This window comes from Leclercia sp. W17, from assembly GCF_003336325.1.
Classification (GTDB): domain Bacteria; phylum Pseudomonadota; class Gammaproteobacteria; order Enterobacterales; family Enterobacteriaceae; genus Enterobacter.
The window spans coordinates 1,738,852-1,765,143 of sequence record NZ_CP031101.1; the positions used below are offsets into that span (position 1 = coordinate 1,738,852).

38 protein-coding genes are annotated in these 26,292 nt (G+C 54.7%); 37 read left to right on the plus strand and 1 reads right to left on the minus strand.

Annotated features, from left to right (window positions below; translation table 11 throughout):
• Positions 1-215: 215 nt before the first annotated feature.
• A complete protein-coding gene (locus tag DVA44_RS08490; protein ID WP_114388387.1) occupies positions 216-875 on the minus strand; it encodes a LexA family transcriptional regulator in 660 nt (219 codons plus the stop codon).
• A gap of 108 nt (positions 876-983) precedes the next feature.
• Between DVA44_RS08490 and DVA44_RS08495 the strand changes: the two genes are divergently transcribed.
• From DVA44_RS08495 to DVA44_RS08675, 37 genes are all read left to right on the plus strand, one after another.
• The gene (locus tag DVA44_RS08495; protein ID WP_114386246.1) at positions 984-1,208 is read left to right on the plus strand and encodes a helix-turn-helix transcriptional regulator; all 225 of its coding nucleotides are present in this window, start codon (positions 984-986) and stop codon (positions 1,206-1,208) included.
• 25 nt (positions 1,209-1,233) lie between these two features.
• Positions 1,234-1,779: a YmfL family putative regulatory protein gene (locus tag DVA44_RS08500; protein WP_114386248.1), complete on the plus strand. Its 546-nt coding sequence runs from the start codon at positions 1,234-1,236 to the stop codon at positions 1,777-1,779.
• Positions 1,780-1,973: 194 nt separating this feature from the next.
• Entirely contained in the window at positions 1,974-2,186 is a 213-nt protein-coding gene (locus DVA44_RS08505; protein WP_114386250.1) for a DUF4222 domain-containing protein, read from the plus strand.
• On the plus strand, positions 2,143-3,069 hold the full coding sequence (locus DVA44_RS08510) for a conserved phage C-terminal domain-containing protein (protein ID WP_114386252.1): 927 nt from the start codon (positions 2,143-2,145) through the stop codon (positions 3,067-3,069). The genes DVA44_RS08505 and DVA44_RS08510 overlap by 44 nt, the downstream gene beginning before the upstream one ends.
• On the plus strand, positions 3,066-3,530 hold the full coding sequence (locus DVA44_RS08515) for a PerC family transcriptional regulator (protein ID WP_114386254.1): 465 nt from the start codon (positions 3,066-3,068) through the stop codon (positions 3,528-3,530). Before DVA44_RS08510 ends, DVA44_RS08515 begins: the two co-directional genes overlap by 4 nt.
• Complete coding sequence (locus DVA44_RS08520) at positions 3,527-4,402, plus strand: phage N-6-adenine-methyltransferase (protein WP_114386256.1); 876 nt, start codon at positions 3,527-3,529, stop codon at positions 4,400-4,402. The genes DVA44_RS08515 and DVA44_RS08520 overlap by 4 nt, the downstream gene beginning before the upstream one ends.
• The gene (locus tag DVA44_RS08525; protein WP_114386258.1) at positions 4,399-6,267 is read left to right on the plus strand and encodes a DNA cytosine methyltransferase; all 1,869 of its coding nucleotides are present in this window, start codon (positions 4,399-4,401) and stop codon (positions 6,265-6,267) included. Before DVA44_RS08520 ends, DVA44_RS08525 begins: the two co-directional genes overlap by 4 nt.
• The gene (locus tag DVA44_RS08530) at positions 6,264-6,584 is read left to right on the plus strand and encodes a LexA family transcriptional regulator (protein ID WP_246843609.1); all 321 of its coding nucleotides are present in this window, start codon (positions 6,264-6,266) and stop codon (positions 6,582-6,584) included. The genes DVA44_RS08525 and DVA44_RS08530 overlap by 4 nt, the downstream gene beginning before the upstream one ends.
• Positions 6,581-6,967 (plus strand): RusA family crossover junction endodeoxyribonuclease, encoded by a 387-nt coding sequence (locus DVA44_RS08535; RefSeq protein WP_114386260.1) that lies wholly within the window; start codon positions 6,581-6,583, stop codon positions 6,965-6,967. The genes DVA44_RS08530 and DVA44_RS08535 overlap by 4 nt, the downstream gene beginning before the upstream one ends.
• 15 nt (positions 6,968-6,982) lie before the next feature.
• Positions 6,983-7,669, plus strand: a complete 687-nt coding sequence (locus DVA44_RS08540; RefSeq protein WP_114386262.1) for a phage antirepressor KilAC domain-containing protein — start codon at positions 6,983-6,985, stop codon at positions 7,667-7,669.
• Complete coding sequence (locus tag DVA44_RS08545; RefSeq protein WP_114386264.1) at positions 7,666-8,655, plus strand: DUF968 domain-containing protein; 990 nt, start codon at positions 7,666-7,668, stop codon at positions 8,653-8,655. Before DVA44_RS08540 ends, DVA44_RS08545 begins: the two co-directional genes overlap by 4 nt.
• Positions 8,656-8,672: 17 nt before the next feature.
• Complete coding sequence (locus DVA44_RS08550) at positions 8,673-9,494, plus strand: antitermination protein (RefSeq protein ID WP_114386266.1); 822 nt, start codon at positions 8,673-8,675, stop codon at positions 9,492-9,494.
• Between the two features lie 667 nt (positions 9,495-10,161).
• Complete coding sequence (locus DVA44_RS08555; RefSeq protein WP_210405529.1) at positions 10,162-10,692, plus strand: Panacea domain-containing protein; 531 nt, start codon at positions 10,162-10,164, stop codon at positions 10,690-10,692.
• Positions 10,689-11,114 (plus strand): hypothetical protein, encoded by a 426-nt coding sequence (locus DVA44_RS08560; RefSeq protein WP_114386270.1) that lies wholly within the window; start codon positions 10,689-10,691, stop codon positions 11,112-11,114. The genes DVA44_RS08555 and DVA44_RS08560 overlap by 4 nt, the downstream gene beginning before the upstream one ends.
• 207 nt (positions 11,115-11,321) lie before the next feature.
• On the plus strand, positions 11,322-11,552 hold the full coding sequence (locus tag DVA44_RS08565) for a class II holin family protein (protein WP_168194466.1): 231 nt from the start codon (positions 11,322-11,324) through the stop codon (positions 11,550-11,552).
• 6 nt (positions 11,553-11,558) lie between these two features.
• The gene (locus DVA44_RS08570; RefSeq protein WP_168194509.1) at positions 11,559-12,056 is read left to right on the plus strand and encodes a lysozyme; all 498 of its coding nucleotides are present in this window, start codon (positions 11,559-11,561) and stop codon (positions 12,054-12,056) included.
• Positions 12,046-12,411, plus strand: a complete 366-nt coding sequence (locus DVA44_RS08575) for a hypothetical protein (protein ID WP_114386276.1) — start codon at positions 12,046-12,048, stop codon at positions 12,409-12,411. The genes DVA44_RS08570 and DVA44_RS08575 overlap by 11 nt, the downstream gene beginning before the upstream one ends.
• Before the next feature lie 333 nt (positions 12,412-12,744).
• On the plus strand, positions 12,745-13,104 hold the full coding sequence (locus DVA44_RS08580) for a hypothetical protein (RefSeq protein ID WP_114386277.1): 360 nt from the start codon (positions 12,745-12,747) through the stop codon (positions 13,102-13,104).
• 144 nt (positions 13,105-13,248) lie between these two features.
• Positions 13,249-13,599, plus strand: a complete 351-nt coding sequence (locus tag DVA44_RS08585; protein WP_114386279.1) for an HNH endonuclease — start codon at positions 13,249-13,251, stop codon at positions 13,597-13,599.
• Positions 13,596-13,796, plus strand: a complete 201-nt coding sequence (locus tag DVA44_RS08590) for a hypothetical protein (RefSeq protein ID WP_114386281.1) — start codon at positions 13,596-13,598, stop codon at positions 13,794-13,796. Before DVA44_RS08585 ends, DVA44_RS08590 begins: the two co-directional genes overlap by 4 nt.
• A gap of 161 nt (positions 13,797-13,957) precedes the next feature.
• Positions 13,958-14,428, plus strand: a complete 471-nt coding sequence (locus DVA44_RS08595) for a phage terminase small subunit P27 family (protein WP_114386283.1) — start codon at positions 13,958-13,960, stop codon at positions 14,426-14,428.
• Positions 14,425-16,155, plus strand: coding sequence for a terminase large subunit (locus tag DVA44_RS08600; protein WP_114386285.1), 1,731 nt, complete (start codon positions 14,425-14,427; stop codon positions 16,153-16,155). Before DVA44_RS08595 ends, DVA44_RS08600 begins: the two co-directional genes overlap by 4 nt.
• Positions 16,155-17,459 (plus strand): phage portal protein, encoded by a 1,305-nt coding sequence (locus tag DVA44_RS08605; protein WP_114386287.1) that lies wholly within the window; start codon positions 16,155-16,157, stop codon positions 17,457-17,459. Before DVA44_RS08600 ends, DVA44_RS08605 begins: the two co-directional genes overlap by 1 nt.
• Positions 17,460-17,467: 8 nt before the next feature.
• Positions 17,468-18,322 carry a head maturation protease, ClpP-related gene (locus DVA44_RS08610; RefSeq protein ID WP_114386288.1) on the plus strand — a complete coding sequence of 285 codons (855 nt, stop codon included), beginning with the start codon at positions 17,468-17,470 and terminating at the stop codon, positions 18,320-18,322.
• Positions 18,323-18,334: 12 nt separating this feature from the next.
• Positions 18,335-19,555, plus strand: coding sequence for a phage major capsid protein (locus DVA44_RS08615; RefSeq protein WP_114386289.1), 1,221 nt, complete (start codon positions 18,335-18,337; stop codon positions 19,553-19,555).
• A 52-nt stretch (positions 19,556-19,607) separates the two neighbouring features.
• A complete protein-coding gene (locus DVA44_RS08620; protein WP_114386290.1) occupies positions 19,608-19,793 on the plus strand; it encodes a hypothetical protein in 186 nt (61 codons plus the stop codon).
• A gap of 9 nt (positions 19,794-19,802) precedes the next feature.
• On the plus strand, positions 19,803-20,129 hold the full coding sequence (locus tag DVA44_RS08625; protein WP_114386291.1) for a head-tail connector protein: 327 nt from the start codon (positions 19,803-19,805) through the stop codon (positions 20,127-20,129).
• Positions 20,130-20,199: 70 nt separating this feature from the next.
• Positions 20,200-20,379, plus strand: a complete 180-nt coding sequence (locus DVA44_RS08630; protein WP_069597504.1) for a hypothetical protein — start codon at positions 20,200-20,202, stop codon at positions 20,377-20,379.
• Between the two features lie 2 nt (positions 20,380-20,381).
• Positions 20,382-20,714, plus strand: a complete 333-nt coding sequence (locus DVA44_RS08635; RefSeq protein WP_114386292.1) for a phage head closure protein — start codon at positions 20,382-20,384, stop codon at positions 20,712-20,714.
• A complete protein-coding gene (locus tag DVA44_RS08640) occupies positions 20,707-21,192 on the plus strand; it encodes an HK97-gp10 family putative phage morphogenesis protein (protein WP_114386294.1) in 486 nt (161 codons plus the stop codon). The genes DVA44_RS08635 and DVA44_RS08640 overlap by 8 nt, the downstream gene beginning before the upstream one ends.
• Positions 21,189-21,554: a DUF3168 domain-containing protein gene (locus DVA44_RS08645; RefSeq protein WP_114386296.1), complete on the plus strand. Its 366-nt coding sequence runs from the start codon at positions 21,189-21,191 to the stop codon at positions 21,552-21,554. The genes DVA44_RS08640 and DVA44_RS08645 overlap by 4 nt, the downstream gene beginning before the upstream one ends.
• 50 nt (positions 21,555-21,604) lie before the next feature.
• Positions 21,605-22,096, plus strand: a complete 492-nt coding sequence (locus tag DVA44_RS08650; RefSeq protein ID WP_114386298.1) for a phage tail tube protein — start codon at positions 21,605-21,607, stop codon at positions 22,094-22,096.
• Complete coding sequence (locus DVA44_RS08655) at positions 22,096-22,503, plus strand: phage tail assembly chaperone family protein, TAC (RefSeq protein WP_114386300.1); 408 nt, start codon at positions 22,096-22,098, stop codon at positions 22,501-22,503. Before DVA44_RS08650 ends, DVA44_RS08655 begins: the two co-directional genes overlap by 1 nt.
• Before the next feature lie 83 nt (positions 22,504-22,586).
• Positions 22,587-22,754: a hypothetical protein gene (locus tag DVA44_RS25955; protein WP_246843610.1), complete on the plus strand. Its 168-nt coding sequence runs from the start codon at positions 22,587-22,589 to the stop codon at positions 22,752-22,754.
• Between the two features lie 17 nt (positions 22,755-22,771).
• Positions 22,772-25,201, plus strand: a complete 2,430-nt coding sequence (locus DVA44_RS08665) for a phage tail tape measure protein (RefSeq protein WP_114386304.1) — start codon at positions 22,772-22,774, stop codon at positions 25,199-25,201.
• The gene (locus DVA44_RS08670; RefSeq protein WP_114386306.1) at positions 25,201-25,539 is read left to right on the plus strand and encodes a phage tail protein; all 339 of its coding nucleotides are present in this window, start codon (positions 25,201-25,203) and stop codon (positions 25,537-25,539) included. The genes DVA44_RS08665 and DVA44_RS08670 overlap by 1 nt, the downstream gene beginning before the upstream one ends.
• Positions 25,536-26,291 (plus strand): phage minor tail protein L, encoded by a 756-nt coding sequence (locus tag DVA44_RS08675; RefSeq protein WP_114386308.1) that lies wholly within the window; start codon positions 25,536-25,538, stop codon positions 26,289-26,291. The genes DVA44_RS08670 and DVA44_RS08675 overlap by 4 nt, the downstream gene beginning before the upstream one ends.
• Position 26,292: the final 1 nt, after the last annotated feature.

Below are 26,292 nucleotides of genomic sequence, written 5' to 3' on the forward strand. Positions count from 1 at the left end.
CATTCTTTTTGCTCACAGGAATGTTGTTGATGAATTGAATATACAAAACGTATCCATGTTAGTCAATACGATTTGTATACAAAAAATGAGAGGCAACGTTATGTATCTTTATGGGTAAAAGAGAGGGGTAATGTCATTTCGGCATTCAGATATTCGGGCAGGTTTTCGAATACGATTTTCTGAACCCAACCAGAAAGTTGGGTTGTAAGGAGTCTTTAGATGAGACGTAGCTTGGTTTCAACACCAACGCCTATAATTCTACAGTTGCCGTTGATTGGCACAAGAGGCCACTGAGGGTTAAGTCCCTTCAAATATTTTTGACCACCATCAATGATTAATTTTTTGAAGGTGGCTTCGTTTGTATCTGATAGTTTTGCAACAACCAAACTTCCGTTTACTGGTTCTCTTCCCGTGTCAAACAAAACAAACGTACCCTCAGGAACGCTCAGCCCGGCTGGCGCGGTCATAGAATCACCTTCCACTTCTAGCCAAAAGGCATCTCCCTGAATATGAGCATCTGACTCAAGCCATTGGTCAATATCTTTCAGGGTATAAGCTTCGACGGCTTCACCCCAGGCTCCTGCCTTGACGCTACTTAATACGGGATATTTCTTGCCAGGTTTATAGCGTCCCACATACTCAACATCCCCTTTAAGGTTCTCGTCCATGATTAAGCCACCCGCTCCAACGGAAAAATTTTTCTTACCTAGAAACTCAAGGATTCGTGCGATCTCCCCCAGGCTGGGCTCACGCCGGGCGTTTAGCCAATGGCTTACTGCACCTTTGGTGATACCAAGGTGTTCAGCAAGCTGCTCTTGAGTTATCCCCTGAGTTTTCATCAGGGTTTTAGCCAAGTCGTACCATTTCATAGTCATACCCAAATAATACAACTTGTATACTTTTAATCGAGGCACAAAACGTATATCTTACTTGCGAATTAAAGATACAAAATGTATATTTCTTATTGTGAACAGGAGAGTGAAATGAATAACCTTCGAGCAATTAGAACCAAGCTAGGCATCACTCAAGGGCACTTAGCAAATGTCCTTGGAGTGACCAAAGGCGCTGTTTGTCATTACGAAAACAGCAAGAGAAAAATGAACATCGATCAGTGCCGCGCCATCGTTTCTGCCCTCAATCATTTTGGCGCAAATGTAAGTATCGATGATGTTTTCCCACCGCTGCAATCTACCGAATCAGCGGCCTAAAAATAACTACCAAAGGAAAAACAAAATGGTAGACAGCATAAACACAGCGATTCGTCTGATGTGTAAGGCACATAAAAATGGTCGTGTCGGTATGGCAGCCGAACTTGGTATGACCATCGATCAGTTTCACAACCATATGTACCAGAAGTGCAGCAGCCGGTTTTTCACCCTGGCTGAACTGGAAAAGATGCAGTCAATTTCTAATACCGCTCACCTGGCTGAGTACTTTGCAGCGCAATGCGGAAAACTGCTGGTGGATATTCCGGCTCCGGGTAGCCTGGACAACGTTGATCTCTATGAACTCGATATGAAAGTGACGGCTGCAGCTGGCGAACTGGCATCAGCAAAGATGGCTGCAGCAGCAGATGGTGTGATTGACCGTAAGGAACGTAAGACCCTTTCGGATTTATTCAACAACAAGCTTCGTCACCAGATTCACGGGTTTCTGGGCTTCATGGCGCTTTATGGAGTGGGCGTATCGGATCAGGCAGTAGATGTTTTTATTTCAACCGGCAGAAAAGGTGACGCCCCGAGTGTGCAGCTCGAGGCGTCGGGCGCGCCGGTTCTTTAGTGGAGAAACTAACGCATGAACAGTTTAAACCGATTCAGGCCAGCGAAGCAATTCAGATGCCTGCCGCTGGTTGGGAAAGAATCCCCGTTCGGCTATGTGGGAATAGTATCCGGCGATAGCGGAGACAACAACTACCAGCCATGTGCAGAAATGGTAGCCGCATTTGCTCTGATGAACGAGAAGGGGCGCGAAGAATGGCTGAAGTTGACCGGAGGTTCCGAGACCACCGAGGCATCCTTGTTCGGGTTATCCGATGGGAGCCAGATACACGACGCGTTATATACCTTCGCGAAGGGTACGGTCATGAGTGCTTCAGCCCTCTTGAGCAATTCCAGCGCAAATTTACAGAGTTAAAGGACTGCCATGAGCCTGTTAATGCCATCCCGGCCAATAGTGATAAACCCTGACCTTGCGTACAGCATTGGTCTCAATGAGGCGATTGCGTTGCAGCAGGTGAACTACTGGCTGAAAGAGACAAACTCCGGCCTGGAGCGCGACGGCGTGCGCTGGATCTATAACACCAACGAGCAGTGGCTGGAGCAGTTCCCGTTCTGGTCTGAGTCAACCCTGAAGCGCACCTTCACCCGCCTGAAGACTCTCGGCGTGCTCAAAATTGAGCAGCTGAACAAGTCCCAGCGCGACATGACGAACTACTACACGATCAACTACGAAAGCGAGCTTTTAGATGAAGTCAAAGTGACTAAATCCAGGAGTTCAAATTGCGCTCGTCCATCAGGTCAAAATGAACCGATGGAACAGGTCATTGTGAAACGCTCCATCGGGTCAAAACGAACCGCTGTCATCAGGTCAAATTGCACTGATGTTCTTACAGAGAATACAACAGAGAATACAACAGAGAGTACTACAGAGAATAAAACCCCTTCTTGTCCGGTTGCGTCGCAACCCGACCCTGCCGTGGTGATTACTGATCAGGCAAAACAGGTTTTATCTCACCTGAACCAGACAACCGGATCACGGTACCAGGTCTGCAAGTCGTCTCTGGAGAACATTCGCGGCCGCCTGACCGAAGGATTTACGCTTGATGAGCTGATGCTGGTGGTTGATTACAGCGTCGAGAAGTGGGGCGACGATCTGAAAATGGCAGAGTATCTGCGCCCGACAACCCTGTTCCTGCCCTCCAAGTTCCCTGGCTACCTGCAATCGGCGAATAAGTGGGACTCCGCCGGGCGCCCGGCACGCGAAACATGGGGCCAGCGTAAAGCGGATCCGATGAAGTTCGGTCCTGTTGATAAAAAAATTCCTGAGGGATTCAGGGGGGCAACATCATGAGCATCGAATCCGAAGTTTTGCAGTTCGCGCTGGATAACCCTGGCTGCAGCACCCGTCAGGTTGCCAATGTTCTGACCCATAGCTCGTTTCGCACGATCAGCCGCTGCCTGTTCCGTTTTCACAACGAGGGGAAGCTCAAGCGCGAGATTCATAACGACACGACGATTGTGTATTACCCCTGCGAAGGCTTCGTCAAAACAGAAGCCGCAGCAGCTGCTGCTTCCTACGCAGAAACAGTGAAGACCCTGACTGATTTAGAAAAATACGCCGTAGAACTGGAGGAAAGGGGGCTTTACCTGCGCGCTGCGACGGTATGGCTTCAGGCTTTCGACCTGACATCTGTGAATAAGGATCGGGAGCGTTACGTCAAACGACGTGCGTCATGCCTCAAACAGGCCAAGAAACGCAGCGTAACAGACGCGTGCTTGCTGGCAGGCCATTACATCGGAGAAGACCAATGACCAATAAATACTGCCGGGACCTGGCCGAACTGCGCAGCCAGCCGCTGCACGAACTGAAGGAAGTCGGCGACCAGTGGCGCACGCCGGATAACATTTTCTGGGGTATCAACTCCATGTTTGGCCCGTTCGTTCTGGACTTGTTTACCGACGGCGAGAACAGCAAATGCGAAGCGTATTACACCGCTGAGCACAACGCGCTGGTGCAGGACTGGTCCGCCCGGGTGTCAGAACTCAACGGCGCCGCGTTCGGGAACCCGCCATACAGCCGCGCCAGCATGCATGAAGATGATTACATCACCGGTATGCGTTACATCATGCAGCACGCCAGCGCGATGCGTGACAAGGGCGGTCGCTTTGTCTTCCTGATCAAGGCTGCAACCAGCGAGGTGTGGTGGCCTGAAGATGCCGATCACGTTGCGTTTATCCGCGGCAGAATTGGTTTCGATCTGCCGATGTGGTTTGTGCCAAAAGACGAAAAGCAGGTGCCGTCCGGAGCGTTCTTCGCTGGTGCAGTAGTCGTATTCGACAAGACCTGGCGCGGCCAGGCGATGAGCTATATCAGCCGCAAGGATCTGGAGGCGCGAGGGGATGCATTCATGGCGCAGATCCGCCGCGAAGCTGAGCGCCTGATTAAGCAGGATCATCCGCAGCAGCATAATCAAGATTCTGTCACGCCCGAGCACTTACCTGATATCTGGCCTGCCGAGGTGGCTCTAATTTGCAAGCAGGTAGAGGAGATCTCTGGGCTAAAAGAAAACGAACAGCGCAAGGTTAAGCATCACATCAACCGCATGTGGCTGGAGAAAATGCCGGTACCGGCAATCGTCACCGCGGCCCGGTCGCTGGCCGTCGCCATGGAGGAATATGCGTGAGAGAAATTATCGTTGATAACTTTGCCGGCGGCGGCGGGGCGAGTACGGGAATTGAGCTGGCGATCGGCCGCAGCGTGGACATTGCCATCAACCACGACGAGAACGCCGTGGCAATGCATACCACCAACCACCCGGATACGCTGCACTACTGCGAATCCGTTTTTGATGTCGATCCTGTCGCTGCGACCGCTGGCCGCCAGGTGGGGCTGGCGTGGTTCTCCCCGGACTGCCGCCACTTCTCGAAGGCCAAAGGCTCAAAGCCGGTGGAGAAAGAGATTCGCGGTCTGGCGTGGATCGTCATTCGTTGGGCGCTGGCGGTTCGTCCGCGCGTGATGATGCTGGAGAACGTGGAGGAGTTCAAAACGTGGGGACCGCTAATTGCATCCGATGATGGCGGGCAGCGCCCGGATCCGGCCCGTGCTGGAGAAACTTTCGAGGCATTCTGCGGCATGCTGTCCGGCGGGATATCTGCCGGGCATCCGGCGCTGGTGGAGTGCTGCGAATTTCTGGGTATTGACGCCGACGGTGTGCAGGCGCAACAGCTGGTAGCCGGGCTGGGTTATGCCGTTGACCACCGAGAACTGCGCGCGTGCGACTTTGGCGCGCCGACCATTCGGAAGCGGTTTTTCATGGTGATGCGTTGCGACGGCGTGCCGGTGACCTGGCCAGCGCCGACCCACGGCGACCCGAAAACGCCAGCAGTGCAGGGTGGCAAGCTGGCGCCATGGCGTACCGCGGCGGAATGTATCGACTGGTCAATTCCGGCGCAGTCCATCTTCGACCGCAAAAAGCCGCTGGCGGAGAACACGCTCAAGCGCATCGCTCGCGGTATCCAGCGCTTCGTGATTGATAGCGCCTCGCCGTTTATCGTGAAGTGCAACCACACTACGACGAAAGGGAAATACGACTGCTTTCGTGGGCAGGCGCTGGCGGAGCCGCTGCAGACCATCACCAAAACACATGGCTATGCGATCGCGGTACCGACGGTAACGCCATTCCTGGCCGGTAATGGCGGCAGTGAGTACCAGGCGAAGCCGCGCCCACTGGATAAGCCAATGCACACGATCCTGAAAGAGTCCAGGGCTTGTGTTGTCGCGCCGGTGATCGCCCGGCAGTTCGGCGCCAGCATCGGGCACCGGGCCGATGAGCCGAGCGCCACGATTACTGCTGGTGGTGGCGGTAAATCGCAGCTGGTGTCCACGACACTGATTCAGATGGGTTACGGCGAACGCCCGGGGCAGGAGCCGCGCGTGCCGGGCCTGCATAAGCCTCTGGGCACTGTCGTTGCTGGCGGTGGTAAGTTCGGGCTGGTGGCGGCGAATCTGGTTAAGCACTTCGGCGGGAACTACCAGGGCGCTGGCGTAGCGCTGGACGAACCGGCACACACGGTCACCACCACCGATCACCATGGCCTGGTCACATCGCATCTGGTGATGCTACGTGGCACCTGCCGGGATGGTCGGGTGGTTGAAGCGCCAGCGCCGGGGTTAACTGCGGGCGGCTTGCATGTCGGGAACGTAGAGACCAGCCTGGCGACCGAAGGTTATGACGGGCAGCGCGCGGCGCAGGCGCTGACGTTCCTGCAGCAGTATTGCGGTGCGGATTCTGACGGGATGGTGACTGTTGATGGCGTGGTCTATCGCATCGTGGATATCGGCATGCGCATGCTGCAACCTGCCGAACTGTACCGCGCCCAGGGTTTCCCGGAGTGGTACATCATCGACCAGGACTACCGAGGCGTGAAGTACGCGAAGGATAAGCAGGTAGCTCGCTGCGGTAACGCTGTGCCGCCGCCGTTCGCCGAGGCGTTGGTGCGCGCAAACTTGCCTGATATGTGCACGAGCAAAGAGGAGAAGGCCGCGTGAAAACACTGAGCATGCGCCAGCAGGAGGTCTTAGACCTGCTGGTCGATTACCAGAAAGAACACGGGTTCCCTCCAACCGTTGCTGAACTGGCCGGGTTAATGGGCTGCCGCTCGCATAACTCGGCGCGGGACGCTTTGCTCATCCTCCAGCGAAAAGGGGCCATCACGATCACCCCGGACGTTTCCCGCGGGATCTCTATTACAGGGCAGCAATCCGAAGATGAAGCCATTGCGATAATTCGTGCGCTGCTGCTCGGCGATGAAAGTGCGCGGGAGCAGGCGCTCACATTTCTGGAGATCCGCGGGGTCGAGCTATGAAGCTAACCCTGCCATTCCCGCCGAGCGTCAATGCCTACTGGCGATCCCCAAACAGCGGCCCGTTGAAAGGTCGCACTCTCGTTAGCGCAAAGGGGCGGGCATTCCAGAGTGAGGCATGCGCGGCGATCATCGAGCAGTTGCGCCGATTACCGAAGCCCAGCAGTGCGCCGGCGGCGGTGGAGATCGTTCTTTTCCCGCCGGACGCCCGCCGTCGCGACATCGACAACTACAACAAAGCGCTGTTCGACGCGCTGACTCACGCGGGTATCTGGGAGGACGACAGTCAGATTAAGCGAATGCTGGTGGAGTGGGGACCAGTAACGCAGAAAGGAAAGGTCGAAATCACGATCAGTAAGTACGAACCGGCGGGTGCAGCCGCTTGATAAGTGGAGAATCGCATGAATCAGTTAATCGTTAATGGTGCAGTGACAATGTCCAGCCGGGAAATTGCGGAGCTGGTACAGAGCAAACATAGTGACGTTAAACGCTCAGCGGAGCGCCTCGTTGCTGGTGGCGTTTTAACCGCGCCATTGGCGCAGTTCGATTTCGAGCACAATGGCAACATTTATCAGGAGTACCGGTTCAACAAACGTGACTCGCTGGTCGTGGTCGCCCGGCTGTCGCCGGAATTTACCGCCGCGGTTGTCGATCGCTGGCAGGAACTGGAGGAGGGACGGAGTATCAGCGTGCCCCGATCTTTACCTGAGGCGCTGCGCCTGGCGGCAGATTTGGCCGAGCAAAAAGAGCAGCTGACGCTCCAGCTCGCAGCAGCTGCGCCGAAGGTTGAATTTGTCGATCGCTACTGCAGCGCCAGCGGCTCACTCTCATTCCGCCAGGTGGCAAAACTGCTTAAAGCCAAAGAAACTGAGTTCCGCCTTTTCCTGATCGAGAACGACATCATGTATCGGCTCGGCGGGGCGCTGACGCCGCGGCACCAGCATATCGATGCAGGGCGCTTTGAGGTTAAAACGGGGACTTCGACCACTTCAAACCACGCTTTCAGCCAGGCGCGCTTTACGGCTAAAGGAGTGAGGTGGATCGGCGGATTGTGGGCAGAGCATATCGCTAAAGGGAAGGCTGCGTGAGAGCGTTATTAACTCCTGTCGTCGTAAAAGAGTTCGGGATCGTGGCTTTCCGGCCTGGTCCTGAGCTTATGCCGCATTTCCAACGTGGCCGCATTCTTCTGGAGAACGAGCCGGAGCGCCTGGCGGGTGTTCCAACCGGGGAGATCCCGGCGGCGCGGCAGCCGCTGGCGGAGGACCCGGCAATGGTACCCGTGTTTGAGCATGCCGATGTGATTAAGCGGGCTGGTGGCCTCTCATGTCTGGAAGCCTGGCTGATGCGGGAATCCGGCTGCCAGTACCAGCACAGCGACTATCACCACCATGAAATGGTCACCATGCGGCATGCCCCCGGCGTGCTGCGGCTGTGCTGGGCCTGCGATATCCTGGTGCGGGAGCAATTTACTAACGAACTGGCGGGCATTGCGCGGGAGAACCTGGTAGCCTGGCTACTGTCGGTTGTTCGCGCCGGGCTGGGTTTCGATGATTCGCACGTCGTGACCCTGCCAGAACTGTGCTGGTGGCTGACGCTCAACAAGCTGGCGCACGCCATCCCTGAGACGGTGGCGCGCAAGGTCCTGCGTATTCCGGCAGAGAAAGCGCTATCGGTGACGCGTGAGGCTGACATTGTGCCGTCGGTACCGCCCACCAGCATTGTAGAGGAGGCGGCTAAAAAGGTGCTGGCGCTGCAGGTGGATCCGGAGACGCCCGAATCCTTCATGTTGAGGCCAAAGCGCCGACGCTGGCAAAACGAGAAATACACCCGCTGGGTAAAGGCGCAGCAGTGCGCATGTTGCCAGAACCCGGCAGACGACCCCCACCACCTGATCGGCCACGGCATGGGTGGCATGGGAACCAAAGCGCATGATTTGTTCGTGATACCGCTGTGCAGGGCGCATCACGACGAATTGCACGCTGACGCTGTGGCATTTGAAGCGAAATACGGCACGCAGCCGGAGCTGCTGTTGAAAACATTAGACCGGGCGCTAGCCATCGGCGCACTGGCGTAGACGGAGTGGAGAACGCTATGAATCTGGACGGAGTTTTAAAGTTTTTTGCACCGAAAGGGATGCACATCTCTGATAGCGTGCGCGCAACCGCGGGCGATCAGTTAACGGTAACCGACATCATGGCTGCGCTGGGCATGACTCAGGCCGACGCCGGGATCGGTCTTGCCATGTATCTGGGGAAGGCTGGCATCAGTCCACAGGATAAAGAAGCCGCTATCAACTGGCTGACGGAGTACGCCAAGCAGCACGCACCAATGGCGGTACGCAAAGCAGCTGGTAAAAAGTTTCCTCTCTGTATGCGGATCCTCGCCAGATTCGCATTCAAGGATTACGCCTCATCAGCTGCTGACAGTACCGATTGCCAGAAATGCCGGGGCAAGGGCTTCATTACCAGGACCAGCGTGATCACCAAAAGCCATTACACGATGCGCCTACCTCAATTCGCCAAGGATCAGGGCCAGTCTCCATCTGATTTTGAAGTCTTCCGCGAGGTAAAGGATGTGGACCACCAGCTGTGTGGCAAGTGCAACGGAACCGGTCAGCTCAGTAAGCGCTGCCAGTGTGGCGGATCTGGTCAAACCCTCGACCGAAAGCAAACTGAGTTGCAGGGCGCGCCGGTTTATAAGGAGTGCAAACGCTGTGAGGGGCGAGGATACAGCAGGCCGAAATCATCAGTAGCGTATCGCGGCGTTCTGGCCGAACTGGACAGCCTTCCTGATCGTACCTGGCGATACAGCTGGAAGCCGTTTTATGAAAGTCTGGTGACGAAATGCTTTCAGGAGGAGAGCAACGCAGATACCGAACTCAAGAAAGTAACTAGCGTGCAAATTTTGCTCTAAATCTCATATTTTCGGTTCACGTTACTTGCAATGTTGCCGTTTTTGTGTAAATTTAACGTTAACGATGGGCATTGTATGTTCACAGTTAAAAAGCCCGCCCTGAGCGGGTTTTTTTATTTGGTAAATAACAGTACATCTTAAAAATCCCTTCCTCTGATTTTTAGAGAAAAGTTACTTTTCCTCGCTTATGAATTATTAGAACGCAAAGGATTTAAGAAATTGTGAGCTAAATTTTTGCAACATTTATCAATAGGCAAAACCGAACAAAAATTCTTTTAGCCCAAAATTGTGCATATGTGTATAAGTAAGGTGTGTTTATGCACAGCTTTTCCCCTTGAGTTGTTGGTGGTTTTGTTTTTAGTGCTGCCCTCTGTGGATATCTCGAGTTTCTGTGGATAAGGATCGACGCTTGTTCAAATGGTTATCCACAGAGGCCTGTGGATTAAACGTGTATGATTGTGGTACAAAGACGCTCGTTAGTAATGCAACGTGTATTGACAATCGTCAAAGCTAGGCCAGACAAGAGCTTGGAGAGAGTCAAGAGAAATTTTGCATTCGGCGTAATTTGGAAAACAGAAAATTAAGTTGAAGACTATACTGCTGATAGTAGTAGTGATCGTTTATGAGTAGGGGGGCTAATATGTTTTGCGAAGAAAGAGTGGCTCAGATGGCCGCCTATCTACTGTCGAAAGGCGGTGGACGCATGCCATACCTTAAGCTCATGAAATTGATGTACCTCTCTGATAGAGAATCAATGGACCGTTTCGGTGAGCCTATCACAGGTGACCGCATGGTGGCCATGCCGCATGGTCCAGTCTTATCTCGTTCTTTAGACCTCATGAATGGTACAGAAACGGGCGAAGAAGGTTGGAAAAATTGGATTTCTGATGCTGACAATTATGAGCTTAAGCTTTTATGTGACAGCTTAAGTCGTGATGATTTAGATGAACTCAGTGAGGCTGAGATTTCAATTCTAGATGCCGTCTATGCAAGCTTCGGTAAGATGAGTAAATGGGAGATCAGGGATTATACCCATTCAAAATGTCCTGAATGGACCGATCCACGTGGCGGTGCGTTTACAATCAATCCTGAAAATGTGTTCCGGGCGCTTGGAAAACCTGAAGAACTTGTTAGACATTTATCTGACAGGATGAGAGAATTCTCCGAACTAGATTCAATTGCTTACGGATTGAAATGACAGCGGACTTCAGCCCAGTACAAAAAGGCACGATTATGCTCCTTTCTGGTTCGAAGGAGCATTTGTTCTTCATTTGTAACGACCCCGTATTTTATCCCAAACTTGCAAAAGAATCTTTCCTTGCCGTTAATTTAACCTCTATAGCTGACGGAATCGAACCCGACTCTTCTTGTCTGTTGAATGTTGGTGATCATCCTTTTGTTCGGCATCCAAGTTATGTCTTTTATAGGCGAGCAGAAATTTTTGGTGCTGATTCGGTTATCCAGCGAGTCAGTGCTGGGGACATACGAATTCATGATCCTTGCAGCGAAGGAACGTTTCAACGCATCCTGGGTGGGTTCAATCTTTCACCTCATGTTAGGCCAGTAATAAAAAATTATTACCAAAAGTACTGCGTTCCAACTGTTTCCTCTGCAGCTTAGCTGAATATAAATCTCAAATACTGATCTTCAAGCCTTGGCATCTGCCAGGGCTTTTTTGCATTTAGCATTCACTGCAAAAGTTTGAAGCCAGAGCAACGATGACCCGCAGTGTGGTTAAAGTTTTTGCTATCAGTTTCTGTAACAACCTTTTCTTCAATCACTTCACAAAGCGCCCCGACATAATCGGAGGTGAGGTACATGTCTCTTATGAGCAAACTCGTAACCGGTGTCGCGTTAGGCACTTCCGGCGGCACCATCTTGAACGGTGTTCTGACAAAACTAAGTCCTGATGAGTGGAGCGCCGTCGGTGTGCTGGCTGGCATTGCCGGGATAATCGTTACCGGGCTCATTAACTGGTATTTCAAACGCAAGGTCGCCAATGCACAGGTAAAGGCGCTTGAGAAGTATGGCCCAGCAGTCAAAGTCGGAGATGAATAAATGCCAATGACCAGTAGCCTGCGTAACAAACTCATCGCCGCTGCTGGTGGTGGTGCAATGCTGATTGCCTCACTATTTCTTGGTGGGCAGGATGGCGTAGAAGGGCGGAAATACGAAGCATATAAAGACGTCGCCGGGGTGTGGACTGTCTGCGACGGCCATACGGGCCGGGATATCGTGAGAGGGAAGAAGTATACCGATCGCGAATGTGACCAGTTGCTGTGGAAAGACCTCCAGCCAGCAAAGCGAACGGTAGACAGTCTGGTAAAAGTGCCGCTGGGCGAATATCAGCGCGCCGCGCTTTACAGCTTTGTCTTTAACGTTGGTTCTGATGCGTTCTCGAAGTCCACTTTGCTGCGTAAGCTGAACAAAGGTGATCACGACGGCGCGTGTGAAGAGATGCGGCGCTGGGTTTACGCTGGTGGCATGAAATGGAAAGGCTTACAGAACCGGCGAGAGATGGAGCGCTCGATGTGCCTGGCGGAGAGCAAACATGACATTTAGCCTTCGAACGATTCTACTGATCGCTCTCGTGGCTGTCCTGCTGGCAGTTGGCTATGGCGAGCTACGTTACCTGAATGGCTGGTACGCCCACGCTGACCATATCAACGCCCTGGCCGCCGATAATCGCGCCAAAGCAGAGAAGGCAATTCAGCCTATTGAGCAGAAGGCCGCGCAGGCCAGCGACGAAGGCCGGATCATCTACCGAACCATAACCCGCGACGTGGTGAAATATGTCCAGAAGCCGAATCGTACCGTTTGTGCTTTTGATGATGAGTCTGTCCGGCTGCGGCAACAGGCTATCGACGCTGCCAACTCCATCAGCGGATTTGATGCAGGACCCGTGCAAGGGAAGTGATGCTGGCGCCAACAGCGATGAAGATCTGCAAGCTGATGTTGAAACCGCCCAATGCCTTCGCCAGCTGCGGCTCAATACGTATCGATGGCAGGCCTGGTACAATGCTGTGAAATGAGGACGGATTCTGGTAATAGAGGGCTTTTAAATGGTTACAAAATTAAAATCATAACACCTTTGGTTAGGACCGCAGGGCAAATCAAATGCCTCTCAGAGCTTGCATGAGAGGATTACCTGACTGGGTACGCCGCATTTGCGTGCGCCCCTGATCCAGATTAATAAGTTTATTTTCCAAATTGCCGATACTAACTCTTCATTCCAATGGAGAAATAGTGAATGTCAAAAAAAGCCACAATCTCATATTATGTGATGGTCACTTTCGATATCACAGTTGGTGATAAATCGAACATCTATGGTGAGGTTTCAGACTTACTAGAAACGAACGGTCTTACTAAAGATTTTGATGGAAATGAACTTCCTGAAAACGTGTACTTTGGAACCAGAGCCGCTGAGATCACGTACGAAGGTGAGGTGCTTACTCAAGAAGATATTAAAGCCAGAGGAGCACAAATAACAAAGCGTTATTATAAAATGCTTAGTGACTTCTTCATCGAGAAAAAAATTAAATACAAGATATTTATTACAGCAAGCCGTAAAACGACTACGGCTATCAGATATACAATCACAAAGAAATAAAACGAACCGCCTTCGGGCGGTTTTTTTTGCCATCAGCATGGGTAGACACATCGTAATGGCTGTAGAGGATAAATCGCATATATCCCCTACAGGGTGTAAAACACAACCTCGCTCACACGGGGCTTTTTTATTGGAGCCAACAATATGCCAGCAGCTATCCCGCGCGCCTGCCGTAAACGCGGGTGCTCCGGCACCACCACAGATCGTTCCGGCTACTGCGATGCGCACCGTAACGAAGGGTGGCAGCAGCATCAGCGAGGACTGAGCCGCCACCAGCGTGGCTACGGCAGTAAGTGGGATATCATCCGCCCCCGCATCCTGACGCGTGATCGACATCTATGTCAGGAGTGCCTGAGGAATGGAAAGCCCGTTCCGGCATCGACAGTGGACCATATCAAACCCAAAGCTCACGGCGGCACAGACGACGACAGCAATCTCGAATCGCTGTGCTGGCCATGCCATAAGCGCAAGACTGCAACGGAGAGAACCCGATGAGCTATACGCGCTGCACCTACTGCGGCTCGACGCTGCACACCGTAGCGAACTGCCCAAAGACATGGGGAGGCTCAGCCCGCCGTGCGTACCTGCGCTGCGGTTACTGCGGTCAGTCAGGCCATAACTCCAGCGCCTGTCCGCACAATGCCAGCAGCGCGCGGCGCCGCAACCTCAGTGATGACTTCCATCTCGACTGATGGAAAAAGAAATGATTTCAAATGCAATCATTTTAACGTGAATGATATCGATTCTCATCGGAGGGGAGGGCGGGTCAAAAGTTCAGGGGCTTGGCCCTAAAGGACCGCCGCCTCAGTCAGATTTTTACACCCGCGAAATATAAAATTTAACTGGAGCGTCTATGGCTGGAGCGACGGGCCGATCCGGACGCCGCGCCAAGCCGACCGCCCGGAAGTTGCTGGCAGGTAATCCGGGTAAGCGCGCCCTCAATAAAGAAGAGCCTTCCTTCACGCCCATAACTGGCGTTGACCCGCCCGAGTGGCTCAGCGAATCCGCTGCAACAATGTGGAGAATGGTTTCAAAAGAGCTGTGTGCGCAGGAGGTTTTGTGCGCCACGGATTTACACAACCTCGAAATGTTTTGTGTGGCCTATGCCAACGCCCGTGCTGCGCAGGTGGACGTTGCTAAAAATGGAATCACCGTAACCGGCGCAATGGGCGGGGTGATCAAAAACCCGGCGCTGACCGTGCTGAACGAAGCAATGCGGCAGATGGCCTCCTTCGGAGGCATGCTCGGGCTGGACCCCAGCAGCAGGCAGCGCCTGATTGGTGGGAACAAAAAACAGTCGGACAATCCCTTTAAAAATCTATGACACGCAAAGCTTACCCCAACGTGAACGCCGCAAATCAGTATGCCCGCGACATCGTCCGGGGAAAGACTGTGGCGTGCCGCTACGTCATTGATGCGTGCCAGCGGCACCTGGATGATCTGGCGAAAGAGAAAACGAAAAAGTTTCAGTACCGGTTTGATAAAGACCTGGCGGAAAAGGCGGCTAAGTTCATTCAGCTCCTGCCGCATACCAAAGGTGAGTGGGCCTTCAAACGCATGCCCATCACCCTGGAGCCCTGGCAGCTTTTTATCGTCTGCTCGGCGTTCGGCTGGGTGCGGAAGGGGACAAAGCTGCGGCGCTTCCGTGAGGTCTATACCGAGATCCCCCGTAAGAATGGAAAGTCGGCAATCTCTGCCGGGGTGGCGCTCTTCTGCTTCACCTGTGACGACGAGTTTGGCGCGGAAGTTTACTCCGGCGCCACGACGGAAAAGCAGGCCTGGGAGGTGTTCCGCCCGGCGCGCCTGATGTGTAAGCGTACCCCTGCGCTATGTGATGCCTTTGGCGTGGAGGTGAACGCCTCCAACATGAACCGGCCGGAAGACGGCGCGCGTCTTGAACCCCTGATCGGCAACCCCGGCGATGGCGCGTCTCCGAGCTGCGCGATAGTGGATGAATACCACGAACACGATACCGACGCGCTCTACACCACCATGCTGACAGGTATGGGCGCCCGGCGTCAGCCGCTAATGTGGGCCATCACCACCGCTGGCTACAACATTGAGGGGCCGTGCTACGACAAGCGCCGGGAAGTTATTGAAATGCTGAACGGCACGGTGCCTAACGATGAGCTCTTCGGTGTGATTTACACGGTTGACGAGGGTGACGACTGGACCGATCCGGCGGTGCTGCGCAAGGCGAACCCCAACATGGGTATTTCGGTCTACAGCGATTTCCTGCTGAGCCAGCAGAAACGGGCCATGAACAATGCCCGCCAGGCCAACGTCTTCAAAACCAAGCATCTGAACATCTGGGTATCAGCCCGGGCGGCTTACTTCAACTTGGTCAGCTGGCGCAACTGCGAGGATGAGACGCTGACAATCGAGCAGTTCGAGGGTCAGCCTTGCTACCTCTCGTTCGACCTGGCGCGAAAGCTCGATATGAACAGCATGGTGCGGATCTTCACCCGTGATATTGATGGCAGGCGGCACTATTACTGTATAGCGCCTAAGTTCTGGGTGCCCTATGACACGGTATACAGCACCGACACCGATCATCAGCGTACTGCTGAACGCTTCCAGAAGTGGGTGAACTCCGGCCATCTGGAGGTAACCGAAGGTGCAGAGATCGACTACCGCGTCATCCTGGAGGAAGCGAAGGCGGTCAACCGGCAGAACCCGGTAGAGGAATCGGCCATTGACCCCCACGGAGCCACTAACCTGTCCCACCATCTGGCCGATGAGGGGCTCAGCCCGATAACCATCGTCCAGAACTACACCAACATGTCGGACCCGATGAAGGAGCTTGAGGCGGCGATAGAAGCCGGGCGGTTCCACCATGACGGCCATCCCATACTGACGTGGTGTATTTCTAACGTGGTGGGCAAGCACCTGCCCGGTAACGATGACGTTGTGCGACCCATCAAAGAGCACAGCGAGAACAAAATTGACGGGGCCACCGCCCTGATCATGGATATCGGCCGGGCCATGCTGCCGGAGACGCGGCAGAGTCTGAAAGGCTTCTTTGAAAACCCCATCATGGTAGGTTTCTGATGAATAAAAATAAGCAGCCGGGCAAGGTGAAAAGCGCCTTGCTCAACTGGCTGGGCGTGCCCATCAGCCTGACTACCGGGACGTTCTGGCAGGAATGGTACGGCATGAGCAGCAGCGGCAAAGCGGTTACAGCAGATAAAGCGATACGGCTTTCAGCGGTCTGGTCCTGCGTCCGGCTCCTGAGCGAGTCGGTTTCTACATTGCCAGTCAAGATCTACACCCGACAGGCTGACGGCTCGCGCAAGCTGGCGCAGGATCATCCTGTGTATCAGGTTCTATGCCGCCGTCCGAACCTCGAAATGACGCCATCCCGATTTATGTTGATGGTTGTGGCGAGCATCTGCCTGCGCGGCAACGCATTCGTTGAAAAGCTTTTTATCGGCAGCAAGCTGGTGTCTCTGGTGCCGCTTCTTCCCCAGAATATGGTGGTGAAGCGGCTGGAGACCGGCCGACTTGAGTACACCTACACCGAAGACGGCAAAAAGCGCAGTATCCCGGAAAAAAACCTGATGCATATTCGCGGGTTCGGCCTTGATGGTGTCTGCGGCATGATGCCCATGATGGCGGGCCGGGATGTGATCGGCGCGGCGATGGCAGTTGAAGAGTCAGCGGCAAAGATTTTTGAGAATGGACTGCAAAGCTCAGGATTTCTTTCAGCTGATGAAGCGCTAAATGACGAACAGCGCGAGCGGCTTCGCGGTTATATGCAGGCTTTTGCTGGCTCCCGGAATGCCGGGAAAATTATGGTCCTTGAGGGCGGGCTGAAATACCAGAACGTCACAATGAACCCCGAGGCTGCGCAGATGCTTGAGTCCCGCTCCTTCAGTATTGAGGAAATCTGCCGCTGGTTCCGCGTGCCGCCGTTTATGGTCGGGCATACCTCAAAGCAAAGCAGCTGGGCGTCGAGCCTCGAGGGTATGAACCTCCAGTTCCTGACGCATACGCTGCGCCCGCTGCTGGTGAATATTGAGCAGGAGATCTCCCGCTGTCTGCTGAACGGTGAAGAGGACCTCTTTGCCGAGTTCTCAGTAGAAGGGCTGCTGCGCGCAGACAGCGCTGGCCGGGCGGCGTACTACACCAGTGCGCTGCAGAACGGCTGGATGTCCCGCAATGACGTACGCCGACTGGAGAATATGCCGCCTATCGAGGGGGGCGATATTTACACAGTGCAGCTCAACCTGACGCCGCTCGATGATCTTAAGCAGAACAGCCAAGCCGCACAGGCATTCGCGCTGCGGCAGGTCCATAACCACGTATTCCCCGATATTCCCTTCGAACAGTCACCGCTGAAACAGGCGGCTTAGGAGCATCCATGACGATTAAAAGCCTTCCGGCTGCGCCGGAGGGGCGACCTTTTGCGCGAGAAAAACCTGATCTGCCGGCTGCGGCAATGGAGCGCTGGAACGGAGGCATCCGCGCCGCCCGGGACGGTGACAACAGCATTTCTATCTTCGACGTGATCGGCGCTGATTACTGGGGGGAGGGGGTGACGGCCAGCCGCATAGCTGGCGTGCTTCGCTCGCTCGGCGGCGCTGACGTTACGGTTAACATCAACAGCCCAGGCGGAGACATGTTCGAAGGCCTAGCGATTTACAACCTGCTGCGTGAGTACGAAGGCAGAGTCACCGTTAAGGTTCTCGGCCTGGCAGCGTCTGCTGCGTCGGTTATCGCGATGGCCGGTGACGATGTGCAGATCGGCCGCGGCGCGTTCCTGATGATCCATAACTGCTGGGTATATGCGATGGGTAACCGTCACGACCTGGCGCAGATCGCCGCGGATATGGAGCCGTTTGATAAAGCGATGAGCGATATCTACCAGGCGCGTAGCGGTCTCGATGCCGATACCGTCGATGCGATGATGGACGGCGAAACCTATATCGGCGGCAGTGAAGCAGTGGAGAAGGGCTTTGCTGACAGCCTTCTTTCAGCTGATGAAATTGCCGACGACGACGACAGCCCGGCAGCTGCGCTGCGCAAGCTTGATGCCCTGCTGGCCAAAACAAATACGCCGCGATCTGAGCGTCGAAAACTTCTTAAAGCCTTATCCGGCAGCAAGCCAGGCGCTGCTGCCACCCCTGAAGGTACGCCGAGCGCTACCACTATCGAAAACGAAACTATTGACCGACTGGAAGCCGCACTCAGCGGCCTGAAAGCGGCTGCCCAGTAAAACGGAGATGTTATGTCTGATGTAAATGAAATCCTGAAAAAAGTTAGCGCCAGCATTGAAGAGGCGACCGGCAAATTCAATGCCAAGGCAGAAGAAGCCCTGAAAGAAGCAAAGAAAAACGGCGAGCTGTCAGCGGAAACCAAAGATACTGTCGACAAAATGGCAGTGGAATTTAATGCCCTGAAAGATGCTGAGAAAACGCTTAAGGCGGCGCTCGGCGAACTTGAGCAGCAGGTTGCTCAGATGCCGCTGGCGAATGCTGCAAAGGTGATCGAGACTGTTGGCCAGACCGTTATCAGCAGTGACGCGCTGAAAGCGTTCGCGGCAAGCGTTGAGGGCGGGAAGCGCGTCAGCGTTCCGGTGAATGCCGCGCTGATCTCCACAGATGTGGCAACCGGTGTGGTTGAACCTCAGCGCCTGCCGGGTATTGATACCGCGCCGAAGCAGCGTCTCTTCATTCGTGATCTGATTGCGCCAGGCCGCACCTCTGCGCCGGCCATCTTCTGGGTGCAGCAGACTGGCTTCACTAATGCCGCGAAGGTTGTGCCTGAAGGTACCGCCAAGCCGTACAGCGATATTCAGTTCGCCACGCAGATCACGCCGGTCACTACCATCGCGCACATGTTCAAGGCGTCCAAACAGATCCTGGACGATTTCGCGCAGCTGCAGTCCACTATCGATGCCGAGATGCGTTACGGCCTGAAGTATGTGGAAGAGCAGGAAATTCTCTTTGGCGATGGTACCGGCGCGCATCTGAAAGGCATCGTCCCGCAGGCTTCGGCGTACGACGCTGCGTTCACCGTTGAACAGCAGAACGGCATCGATGATCTGCGTCTCGCAATGCTGCAGGCACAGTTGGCGCGCTTCCCGGCTTCCGGCCACGTCCTGCACTTCATTGACTGGGCAAAGATTGAGCTCACCAAGGACACGCTGGGTCGCTACATTCTGGCGAACCCGGCGGCGCTGACCGGTCCTACTCTCTGGGGCCTGCCGGTTGTGGCCACTGAGGCCGCAGCATTCCAGGGCAAGTTCCTGACCGGTGCGTTTAACGCCGCGGCGCAGCTGTTCGATCGTGAAGATGCCAACGTTGTGATCTCCACCGAGAACGCCGACGACTTCGAGAAGAACATGATCTCAATTCGTTGCGAAGAGCGCCTGGCGCTGGCCGTGAAACGTCCGGAAGCGTTTATCTACGGCTCCTTTACCGCACCTGCTGCTGGTGGCGGCGCGTAAATCTTAATGGCGGCCTGAGGGCCGCTTTTCTTTTTCCTTAAAGGAGACAGCCATGAAGCTGATCGCTATCAAGCCCATCTACTTTAAAGGCAACGTGCTTACTGAAGGTACCGAGTTTGAGACGCTGGAACAACACGGTCGCGACCTTCTAGCCAGCGGTTACGCTAAGGAGCCTGGCGAGAAGAAGCCGGATCCTGATAAAGAGCAAAAGCCGAAAGGGAATGGCAAGGCCAAATAAGGAGCGGGCATGCTGACCATAGAGCAGGTTAAAACACACTGCCGGATCGATGCCGACAGCACTGAAGAAGATGCCTGGATCGAAATCAGCATCAAAGGGGCGGCCCGGTACGTTCAGAACTGGACCCGCCGCCGGCTTTACGAAAATGCAGCGGATCCACTGTACCTGCTTGACCCTGAAGCACTGCTTTATGGTGAAGATATCGAGATGGCCATGCTGATGCTTATTGCTCACTGGTACGCAAACCGGGAAGCAGTAATCACCAGCGGTACCTCTTCAACCGTTGATCTGGCCGTAGAATCGTTGCTTCAACCGTACCGTATTTATGGTGTCTGAGGGGAATTTATGGCCTGCAGTGGATGCGCCGCCCGGCGCGAGTGGCTAAAAAACTGGATGAAAATCGCCTATGAACGAGCAACAGGTAAGCCAGCTGCTGGCAGCAATGGCAGCCCAGACAGCAGCGATGAACCGACTGGCGGAGTCAAACGAGGCTCTGACGGCGGTGATCTACCAGTCAATGGTAGTGGAAGAGAGTGATGCTGAACTTCCACAGCACACTTACCTCAGCGGCAATCCCAGGGGGTGATCATGCAGGCGGGGAAGCTCAATAAACGAATCACGCTTCAGAAGCCTGTTAAAACGCAGAGTCCGGTTACCGGCGCGGTGGTTAATGGGTGGGCTGACCAGGTCGAGCTGTGGGCTAACGTTACCGATTTATCTGCGCGCGACTTTGTGACCGCGCAGGCGGGACAGAGCGAGGTAACCACACGGATCACTATCCGCTGGCGTGATGATGTCACGGATAAGCACCGTATTCGTTACCGTGGACGCATTTACGATATTCAGGGCGTACTCGAAGACGATAAAAGCGGCCGGGAATATCTCACTTTGCCATGTGCCCGGGGGGTAAACGATGGCTGATGGTATCAATGTTCAGATCACCGGCATTGAGTCACTGAAGCAGAAGCTCAACGAGGTGAACGACGATCTGAAGCGAAAAGGCGGCCGTGCGGCGCTGCGCAAAGCAGGTAACGTCATTGTGAACCAGATTAAGGCCAATGCCCTGCGTCTGGACGATCCGCAGACGGCCCGCAGTATTGCTGATAATGCGGCGCAGCGCTGGAACGGAAGGCTGTTTAAGCAAACCGGTAATCTCGGCTTCCGGATCGGCATTCTGCAGGGGGCGAAGCTTAAAAAAGATCCCAGCCTTGCCGCGGATGCGCCCACCCCGCACTGGCGACTGCTCGAGTTTGGTACGGAAAAAATGGCGCCGAAACCTCTTGTGCGCGCAGCGGCAACCTCCCGCGTTCAGGAGGTGATCGCCACGTTCACCATCGAGTATGAAAAAAGCATCGACCGGGCGCTGCGGCGTGCACAACGAAAAGGAGGCGGAACGTGATTGCCCCCCTGTTTTCCGTCTGCGCGGCCAGTCCCGCAGTGCGGGCGCTGATTGGCGATTCGCCCGTGCGGCTTTACCCGTTCGGGCAACAGGACGATAACGTGATTTACCCCTATGTCGTCTGGCAGAACGTGAACGGCGCACCTGAGAACTATCTCGGACAGCGTCCGGATGCAGATACCTGGTCCCTACAGGTTGACGCCTGGGCGGATAGTCCGGATGAGGTGATCGCGGTGGCCGCCGCGCTGCGCGATGCCATTGAGCCCCACGCACATATAACCCGCTGGGGCGGACAGGAACGGAACCCCGAAACAAAGCGCTATCGCTATTCCTTCGATGTTAACTGGATAGTGAAGCGATAACCCCACAATACACCGGCCCGGCGCCGGTTTTTTTATGCACGGAGAAAACCATGTCTGTACTGACGCAAGGTACTCAGTTTTTTGTGCTCGCCCAGGGCGCGGTAAGTGAAATCGAATGTATCACCAGTTTTTCACCCGGTGGCAACCCGGCAGATCAGATTGAAGATACCTGTCTTTCTGAGCGAAACAGTCGCACATATAAGGTTGGTCTGCGCACGCCCGGCCAGGCGACGGTGGGCCTGAACGCTGACCCGGAAAACGCCAGTCACGTGATGCTGCACAATCTGGCAAACTCCGACGATCACGAAGAGCTGACGTTTGCGGTGGGCTGGTCTGACGGTACTGCGAAGCCGACGGCAGCAGCGCAGGGCGCGGCCGGCTCTGTTGATGGCCTGACGCTACCGGACAGCCGCACCTGGTTTATTTTTCGCGGTTATGTCTCTGACTTCCCCTTTGATTTCTCCGCCAACACGGTGGTGACCACTTCAGCAACTATCCAGCGTTCTGGCGGGTCGGTCTGGGTACCTAAGGCGGGTGACTGATGAAACTGACACTCGATGCACTGAAACAGGCAGGGGCATTCACGGGGCGCCCGGTTGAAAAGCCAATCACCTGGCGCCAGGGTGAGGAGGAATTTAAAGCCACAGTCTTTATCCGCCCGCTGGGCTACCACTCGGCCATGACGGATGTGATGGCCGCGAATGGCCGTGTGGATGGTGTGGCGGGCCGGATCGCTGCGTCTGTCTGCGACGAGAATGGCAAGCCCGTGTTCACGCCTGCGGACATTACCGGTGAGGCTGATCCGGAGCGCGGCGCGCTGGACGGCGCGCTGACCATCGCCCTGCTGGTGGCGATCCAGGAGGTTAACGATCTGGGAAAGATGAGCTCAGCGCCAACGATGAATTCTGGTGCGAACTCGTCCTCAATGGGATCGGTGGAAAAACCATAGCGGAGGCTCAGGAAACCCTGAGCTTCAGGGAGTTTCAGATCTGGGTGAAATATCGCGAGCGTTACGGGAGCCTGAATCCGTTGTTGCGCACTGAGTGGGCCGCCGGGATGATCTCCAGCACTATCGCCAACGTGAACCGTGGCAAAGACACAGCCCCTTTCAGCGTCACTGATTTTACCCTTCACTTCACCAAAACAACGACCACCACAGACCCCGTCACGCTTGATGAGGCTAAGCGTACCTGGTCGTAAACACTCACGGAGACGGTATGGCAGCCAGATCGCTTGGAACCCTGACCATTGACCTGATTGCCAATATCGGTGGCTTTGCGGCGGGCCTTAACCGGGCTGAGCGGCAGTCTCAAAAATGGCGCCGGCAGGTACAGGAAGATGTCCGTCTTGCCGGCGCTGCACTGGGGTCGATGGCAACTATCGCGGCAGCGGCAGCGGTATCTGCAGGCGTGGCAGGGATCAACCTGTTAAAAACCACATCAAAGCAGATCGCTGAAACTGACAGGCTCGCCAAATCCCTGCGTATGTCCACACAGGACTTACTGGGCTGGCAGTACGCCTCGCAAAAAGCTGGCGTGTCAGGCGAGCAGATGGCCGATATCTTCAAGGATATCGGCGATAAGATTGGTGATGCGGTACTTAACCAGTCGGGTGAGGCCGTCGATGCGCTGAATGCTCTCGGCCTGTCAGCGAAGAAGTTGTCCACGGAAACGCCCGACAGACAACTACTGGCAATCGCCGGGGCGCTTGAAAAGGTGGGCACCAACGCCGAAAAGATCACGATACTCGAAAGCCTGGGTAATGACCTTTCAAAACTGCTGCCGCTTTTTGATAACAACAGCCAGAAGCTCCAGCAGTTCCTGAAGCTTTCGCGCGATTACGGCGTTGCGCCTGATCCGCAGTCCATTGATGATCTGGTCAAAGTAAACTCCCTTTTTGAGGATATGGAGACGCAGGCGCAGGGGTTAAAACTCGAAATAGCCACAGGTCTGGCGCGCGTGGACCTTTCACCGTTACAGGCCGGACTGGGTGATCTACGGGCAGTATTCACCGATCCAAAAGTCCTGCAGGGACTGGCGGATATGGTAGGAGGAATCGCTTCCCTTGTCGGCTGGCTGGGAAAAGCAGCGTCATCGCTGGGTAGCCTTATTGATAATTACCAGGGCGGGCAAAAATTATCAGCTAACGCCTCATTGTTTGAGGTTGAGCGGAGGATCAGAAATCTTGAAGCTGATCTGAACGACGAAGGTTTCCTGGCGGGTGTTAACCGCCTCGGCATGGATACGGAAGGAAAGCAGAAGGAACTGAACGAACTACTGGCACAGCGTACGCGCCTTAAGTCGATTGCTGCAGCCGCGCCTGTTATTTCCTCCGCAACATCTTCTGTTACCGCCTCAGGTGATTACACCCTCGCACCAGGCGAATCCAACGGAAAAGTGACCCCTGACACCAGTGCCAAAAAGCTGGAAAGCGCCTTTAAATCTATGGAGCTGGGTTATCTGCGTCAGATTGCACTGATCGACACCACCGGCCGGAAAACAGCAGAGGTGACCGAGCAGCAGAAACTTCAGTTTGATCTGGCGGAGGGAAAGCTCACCGATATTAACGATGCGCAAAAAGTCCGGCTGCAGCAGCTGGCTCAGGAAGTGGACCGTCTGAACCTGCTGAAAAAAGCCAACGAAGAAAACGCGAAGGTAGCAGCGTTTGTTGCTGGCCTGCAGGCGCAGAATGATAACGCCCGCGGGGATCTGAGTGTGGATATTCAGGGAGCCGGGCTCGGCAATAAGCAGCGTGAGCGGCTGAGGGAACGGCTGGGTATTGAGCGTGAATACCTCGACCAGCAACGTGATCTGCAAAAGCAGTATCAGGCCGGTGATATCAGCCAGACAGTTTATGACCGTGAAACCCAGGCTTTAAAAGATGCCCAGGCTCAAAGGCTGGAAATTCAGGAGGATTATTACAGCCAGATTGATGCGTTGCAGGCTGACTGGGTAACCGGTGCGCGGGACGGGCTTGCTGACTGGGTGGATGATTCCACTAACTATGCAACGCTGGCGGCTGATGCGATGCAAAGCGCGCTATCAGGTATCAGCAGCAACATCGTTGATATGCTCAACGGCAACAAAGCGAGCTGGAAAGACTGGGGCATCAGCGTCATGAAAGTCATTGAACAGGTAATGGTGAACATGATGATCGCCAACGCGGCCAGCTCCATCGGTTCGCTGTTTGGCGGCGCTGCCTCGTCTTCCGCAGGCAGCGGCACCGCGCTTCAGTCATACGGGGCAAATCTGCAGTTCAACGCCAAAGGTGGTGTTTACTCTTCAGCAGATCTGAGCCAGTACAGTAATTCTGTCGTGAGTTCCCCCACAATGTTTGCGTTTGCCAAAGGTGCCGGACTGATGGGGGAGGCAGGGCCGGAAGCCATCATGCCGCTTACCCGCGCTGCCGATGGCTCCCTGGGTGTACGCGCTGTCGGAAATGGCGGCATTACGCCGGGCGGCGGTGGCGCGCCGCAGGTCAATATCCGTATTGATGGCAACGGCAACACCCAGACGCAGGCGAGCGGGGGTTATGAGCAGTTCGGGCGTGAAGTGGGCAACTTTGTCGATCGGCGTTACCGCGAGCTGATTGGCCGTGATATGTCCCCGGGTGGCGCGCTCTGGAATCTGGCAAAAGGAGGTCGCTGATGGCTCTTGAAACGTTCAGCTGGTGTCCACGAATCAATGCGGAACAGGAGGTAAATTTTCGCCGTCGTACCGCGCAGTTTGGTGACGGATACCAGCAGGTGTCTGGGGACGGGATTAATCCCCGGTCGCAAAAGTGGAATCTTCAGTTCACCGGTACCGAAGCGTACATCGCGGCGATTAAAGCCTTTCTCGATCGCCATCAGGGTGTGAAGGCATTTCAGTGGCACCCGCCACTTGAGCCAGTGGGGTTATATCGTTGCGACACCTACACTCCGACTTCGCTGGGCGCCGGACTCTTCAACCTTTCTGCAACTTTTGAGCAGGCTTATAAACCATGAGCTTAAACAGTGATTACCAGAAACTTGAGCCGGGCAATGAGGTCCGGCTTTTTTCTGTAGATGGCACGGCGTTCGGTACCGGAGAAGTGCTGCGTTTCCACAGCTACAACGTTCCGCATACAGAAGCAGAGATTGTGACCGCTGGTGGTGATGAATCGAAACTACCCGCCAAAAGCATCTGGTGGCAGGGTCAGGAATATAAAGCATGGCCGTGCCAGATTGAAGGGGTCGAAGCGTCAACCAGCGGCAGCAGCGCACAACCGAAATTATCGGTCGCTAACCTGGACGGCTCTGTCACCGCACTATGCCTGGCGTATGACGACCTGCTTCAGGCTAAAGTGACGATTCACGACACACTGGCCCAGTACCTTGATGCACGTAATTTCGCCGGAGGAAACCCGGCGGCAGACGCCACGCAGGAAAAGCTGCAGGTCTGGTATATCGACGCAAAAACGTCTGAAACAAACGATGTGGTGGAGTTCGCGTTATCCAGCCCGATGGATCTGCAGGGCCTGATGATACCGACGCGCCAGCTCCATTCTCTTTGCACCTGGTGCATTCGTAATAAATACCGTACTGGTGATGGTTGCGATTACGCCGGGTCCCGCTATTTCGATAAAAACAACAATCCGGTCAGTGATCCTTCTCTGGACGAATGCAACGGCACTCTGTCTGCCTGCAAACTTCGGTTCGGTGAAAATAACGAACTCTCATTCGGCGGTTTCCCGGGCACCTCATTGATCAGGAGTTAAC

Excerpts from the sequence above, each read along its gene's own strand:
- DVA44_RS08490 (WP_114388387.1), bottom strand. The coding sequence starts at position 875 with ATGACTATGAAATGGTACGACTTGGCTAAAACCCTGATGAAAACTCAG.
- DVA44_RS08495 (WP_114386246.1), top strand. The coding sequence starts at position 984 with ATGAATAACCTTCGAGCAATTAGAACCAAGCTAGGCATCACTCAAGGG.
- DVA44_RS08500 (WP_114386248.1), top strand. The coding sequence starts at position 1,234 with ATGGTAGACAGCATAAACACAGCGATTCGTCTGATGTGTAAGGCACAT.
- DVA44_RS08505 (WP_114386250.1), top strand. The coding sequence starts at position 1,974 with ATGGCTGAAGTTGACCGGAGGTTCCGAGACCACCGAGGCATCCTTGTT.
- DVA44_RS08510 (WP_114386252.1), top strand. The coding sequence starts at position 2,143 with ATGAGCCTGTTAATGCCATCCCGGCCAATAGTGATAAACCCTGACCTT.
- DVA44_RS08515 (WP_114386254.1), top strand. The coding sequence starts at position 3,066 with ATGAGCATCGAATCCGAAGTTTTGCAGTTCGCGCTGGATAACCCTGGC.
- DVA44_RS08520 (WP_114386256.1), top strand. The coding sequence starts at position 3,527 with ATGACCAATAAATACTGCCGGGACCTGGCCGAACTGCGCAGCCAGCCG.
- DVA44_RS08535 (WP_114386260.1), top strand. The coding sequence starts at position 6,581 with ATGAAGCTAACCCTGCCATTCCCGCCGAGCGTCAATGCCTACTGGCGA.
- DVA44_RS08540 (WP_114386262.1), top strand. The coding sequence starts at position 6,983 with ATGAATCAGTTAATCGTTAATGGTGCAGTGACAATGTCCAGCCGGGAA.
- DVA44_RS08550 (WP_114386266.1), top strand. The coding sequence starts at position 8,673 with ATGAATCTGGACGGAGTTTTAAAGTTTTTTGCACCGAAAGGGATGCAC.
- DVA44_RS08555 (WP_210405529.1), top strand. The coding sequence starts at position 10,162 with ATGGCCGCCTATCTACTGTCGAAAGGCGGTGGACGCATGCCATACCTT.
- DVA44_RS08560 (WP_114386270.1), top strand. The coding sequence starts at position 10,689 with ATGACAGCGGACTTCAGCCCAGTACAAAAAGGCACGATTATGCTCCTT.
- DVA44_RS08565 (WP_168194466.1), top strand. The coding sequence starts at position 11,322 with ATGAGCAAACTCGTAACCGGTGTCGCGTTAGGCACTTCCGGCGGCACC.
- DVA44_RS08570 (WP_168194509.1), top strand. The coding sequence starts at position 11,559 with ATGACCAGTAGCCTGCGTAACAAACTCATCGCCGCTGCTGGTGGTGGT.
- DVA44_RS08575 (WP_114386276.1), top strand. The coding sequence starts at position 12,046 with ATGACATTTAGCCTTCGAACGATTCTACTGATCGCTCTCGTGGCTGTC.
- DVA44_RS08580 (WP_114386277.1), top strand. The coding sequence starts at position 12,745 with ATGTCAAAAAAAGCCACAATCTCATATTATGTGATGGTCACTTTCGAT.
- DVA44_RS08585 (WP_114386279.1), top strand. The coding sequence starts at position 13,249 with ATGCCAGCAGCTATCCCGCGCGCCTGCCGTAAACGCGGGTGCTCCGGC.
- DVA44_RS08590 (WP_114386281.1), top strand. The coding sequence starts at position 13,596 with ATGAGCTATACGCGCTGCACCTACTGCGGCTCGACGCTGCACACCGTA.
- DVA44_RS08595 (WP_114386283.1), top strand. The coding sequence starts at position 13,958 with ATGGCTGGAGCGACGGGCCGATCCGGACGCCGCGCCAAGCCGACCGCC.
- DVA44_RS08600 (WP_114386285.1), top strand. The coding sequence starts at position 14,425 with ATGACACGCAAAGCTTACCCCAACGTGAACGCCGCAAATCAGTATGCC.
- DVA44_RS08605 (WP_114386287.1), top strand. The coding sequence starts at position 16,155 with ATGAATAAAAATAAGCAGCCGGGCAAGGTGAAAAGCGCCTTGCTCAAC.
- DVA44_RS08610 (WP_114386288.1), top strand. The coding sequence starts at position 17,468 with ATGACGATTAAAAGCCTTCCGGCTGCGCCGGAGGGGCGACCTTTTGCG.
- DVA44_RS08615 (WP_114386289.1), top strand. The coding sequence starts at position 18,335 with ATGTCTGATGTAAATGAAATCCTGAAAAAAGTTAGCGCCAGCATTGAA.
- DVA44_RS08620 (WP_114386290.1), top strand. The coding sequence starts at position 19,608 with ATGAAGCTGATCGCTATCAAGCCCATCTACTTTAAAGGCAACGTGCTT.
- DVA44_RS08625 (WP_114386291.1), top strand. The coding sequence starts at position 19,803 with ATGCTGACCATAGAGCAGGTTAAAACACACTGCCGGATCGATGCCGAC.
- DVA44_RS08630 (WP_069597504.1), top strand. The coding sequence starts at position 20,200 with ATGAACGAGCAACAGGTAAGCCAGCTGCTGGCAGCAATGGCAGCCCAG.
- DVA44_RS08635 (WP_114386292.1), top strand. The coding sequence starts at position 20,382 with ATGCAGGCGGGGAAGCTCAATAAACGAATCACGCTTCAGAAGCCTGTT.
- DVA44_RS08640 (WP_114386294.1), top strand. The coding sequence starts at position 20,707 with ATGGCTGATGGTATCAATGTTCAGATCACCGGCATTGAGTCACTGAAG.
- DVA44_RS08650 (WP_114386298.1), top strand. The coding sequence starts at position 21,605 with ATGTCTGTACTGACGCAAGGTACTCAGTTTTTTGTGCTCGCCCAGGGC.
- DVA44_RS08655 (WP_114386300.1), top strand. The coding sequence starts at position 22,096 with ATGAAACTGACACTCGATGCACTGAAACAGGCAGGGGCATTCACGGGG.
- DVA44_RS08665 (WP_114386304.1), top strand. The coding sequence starts at position 22,772 with ATGGCAGCCAGATCGCTTGGAACCCTGACCATTGACCTGATTGCCAAT.
- DVA44_RS08670 (WP_114386306.1), top strand. The coding sequence starts at position 25,201 with ATGGCTCTTGAAACGTTCAGCTGGTGTCCACGAATCAATGCGGAACAG.
- DVA44_RS08675 (WP_114386308.1), top strand. The coding sequence starts at position 25,536 with ATGAGCTTAAACAGTGATTACCAGAAACTTGAGCCGGGCAATGAGGTC.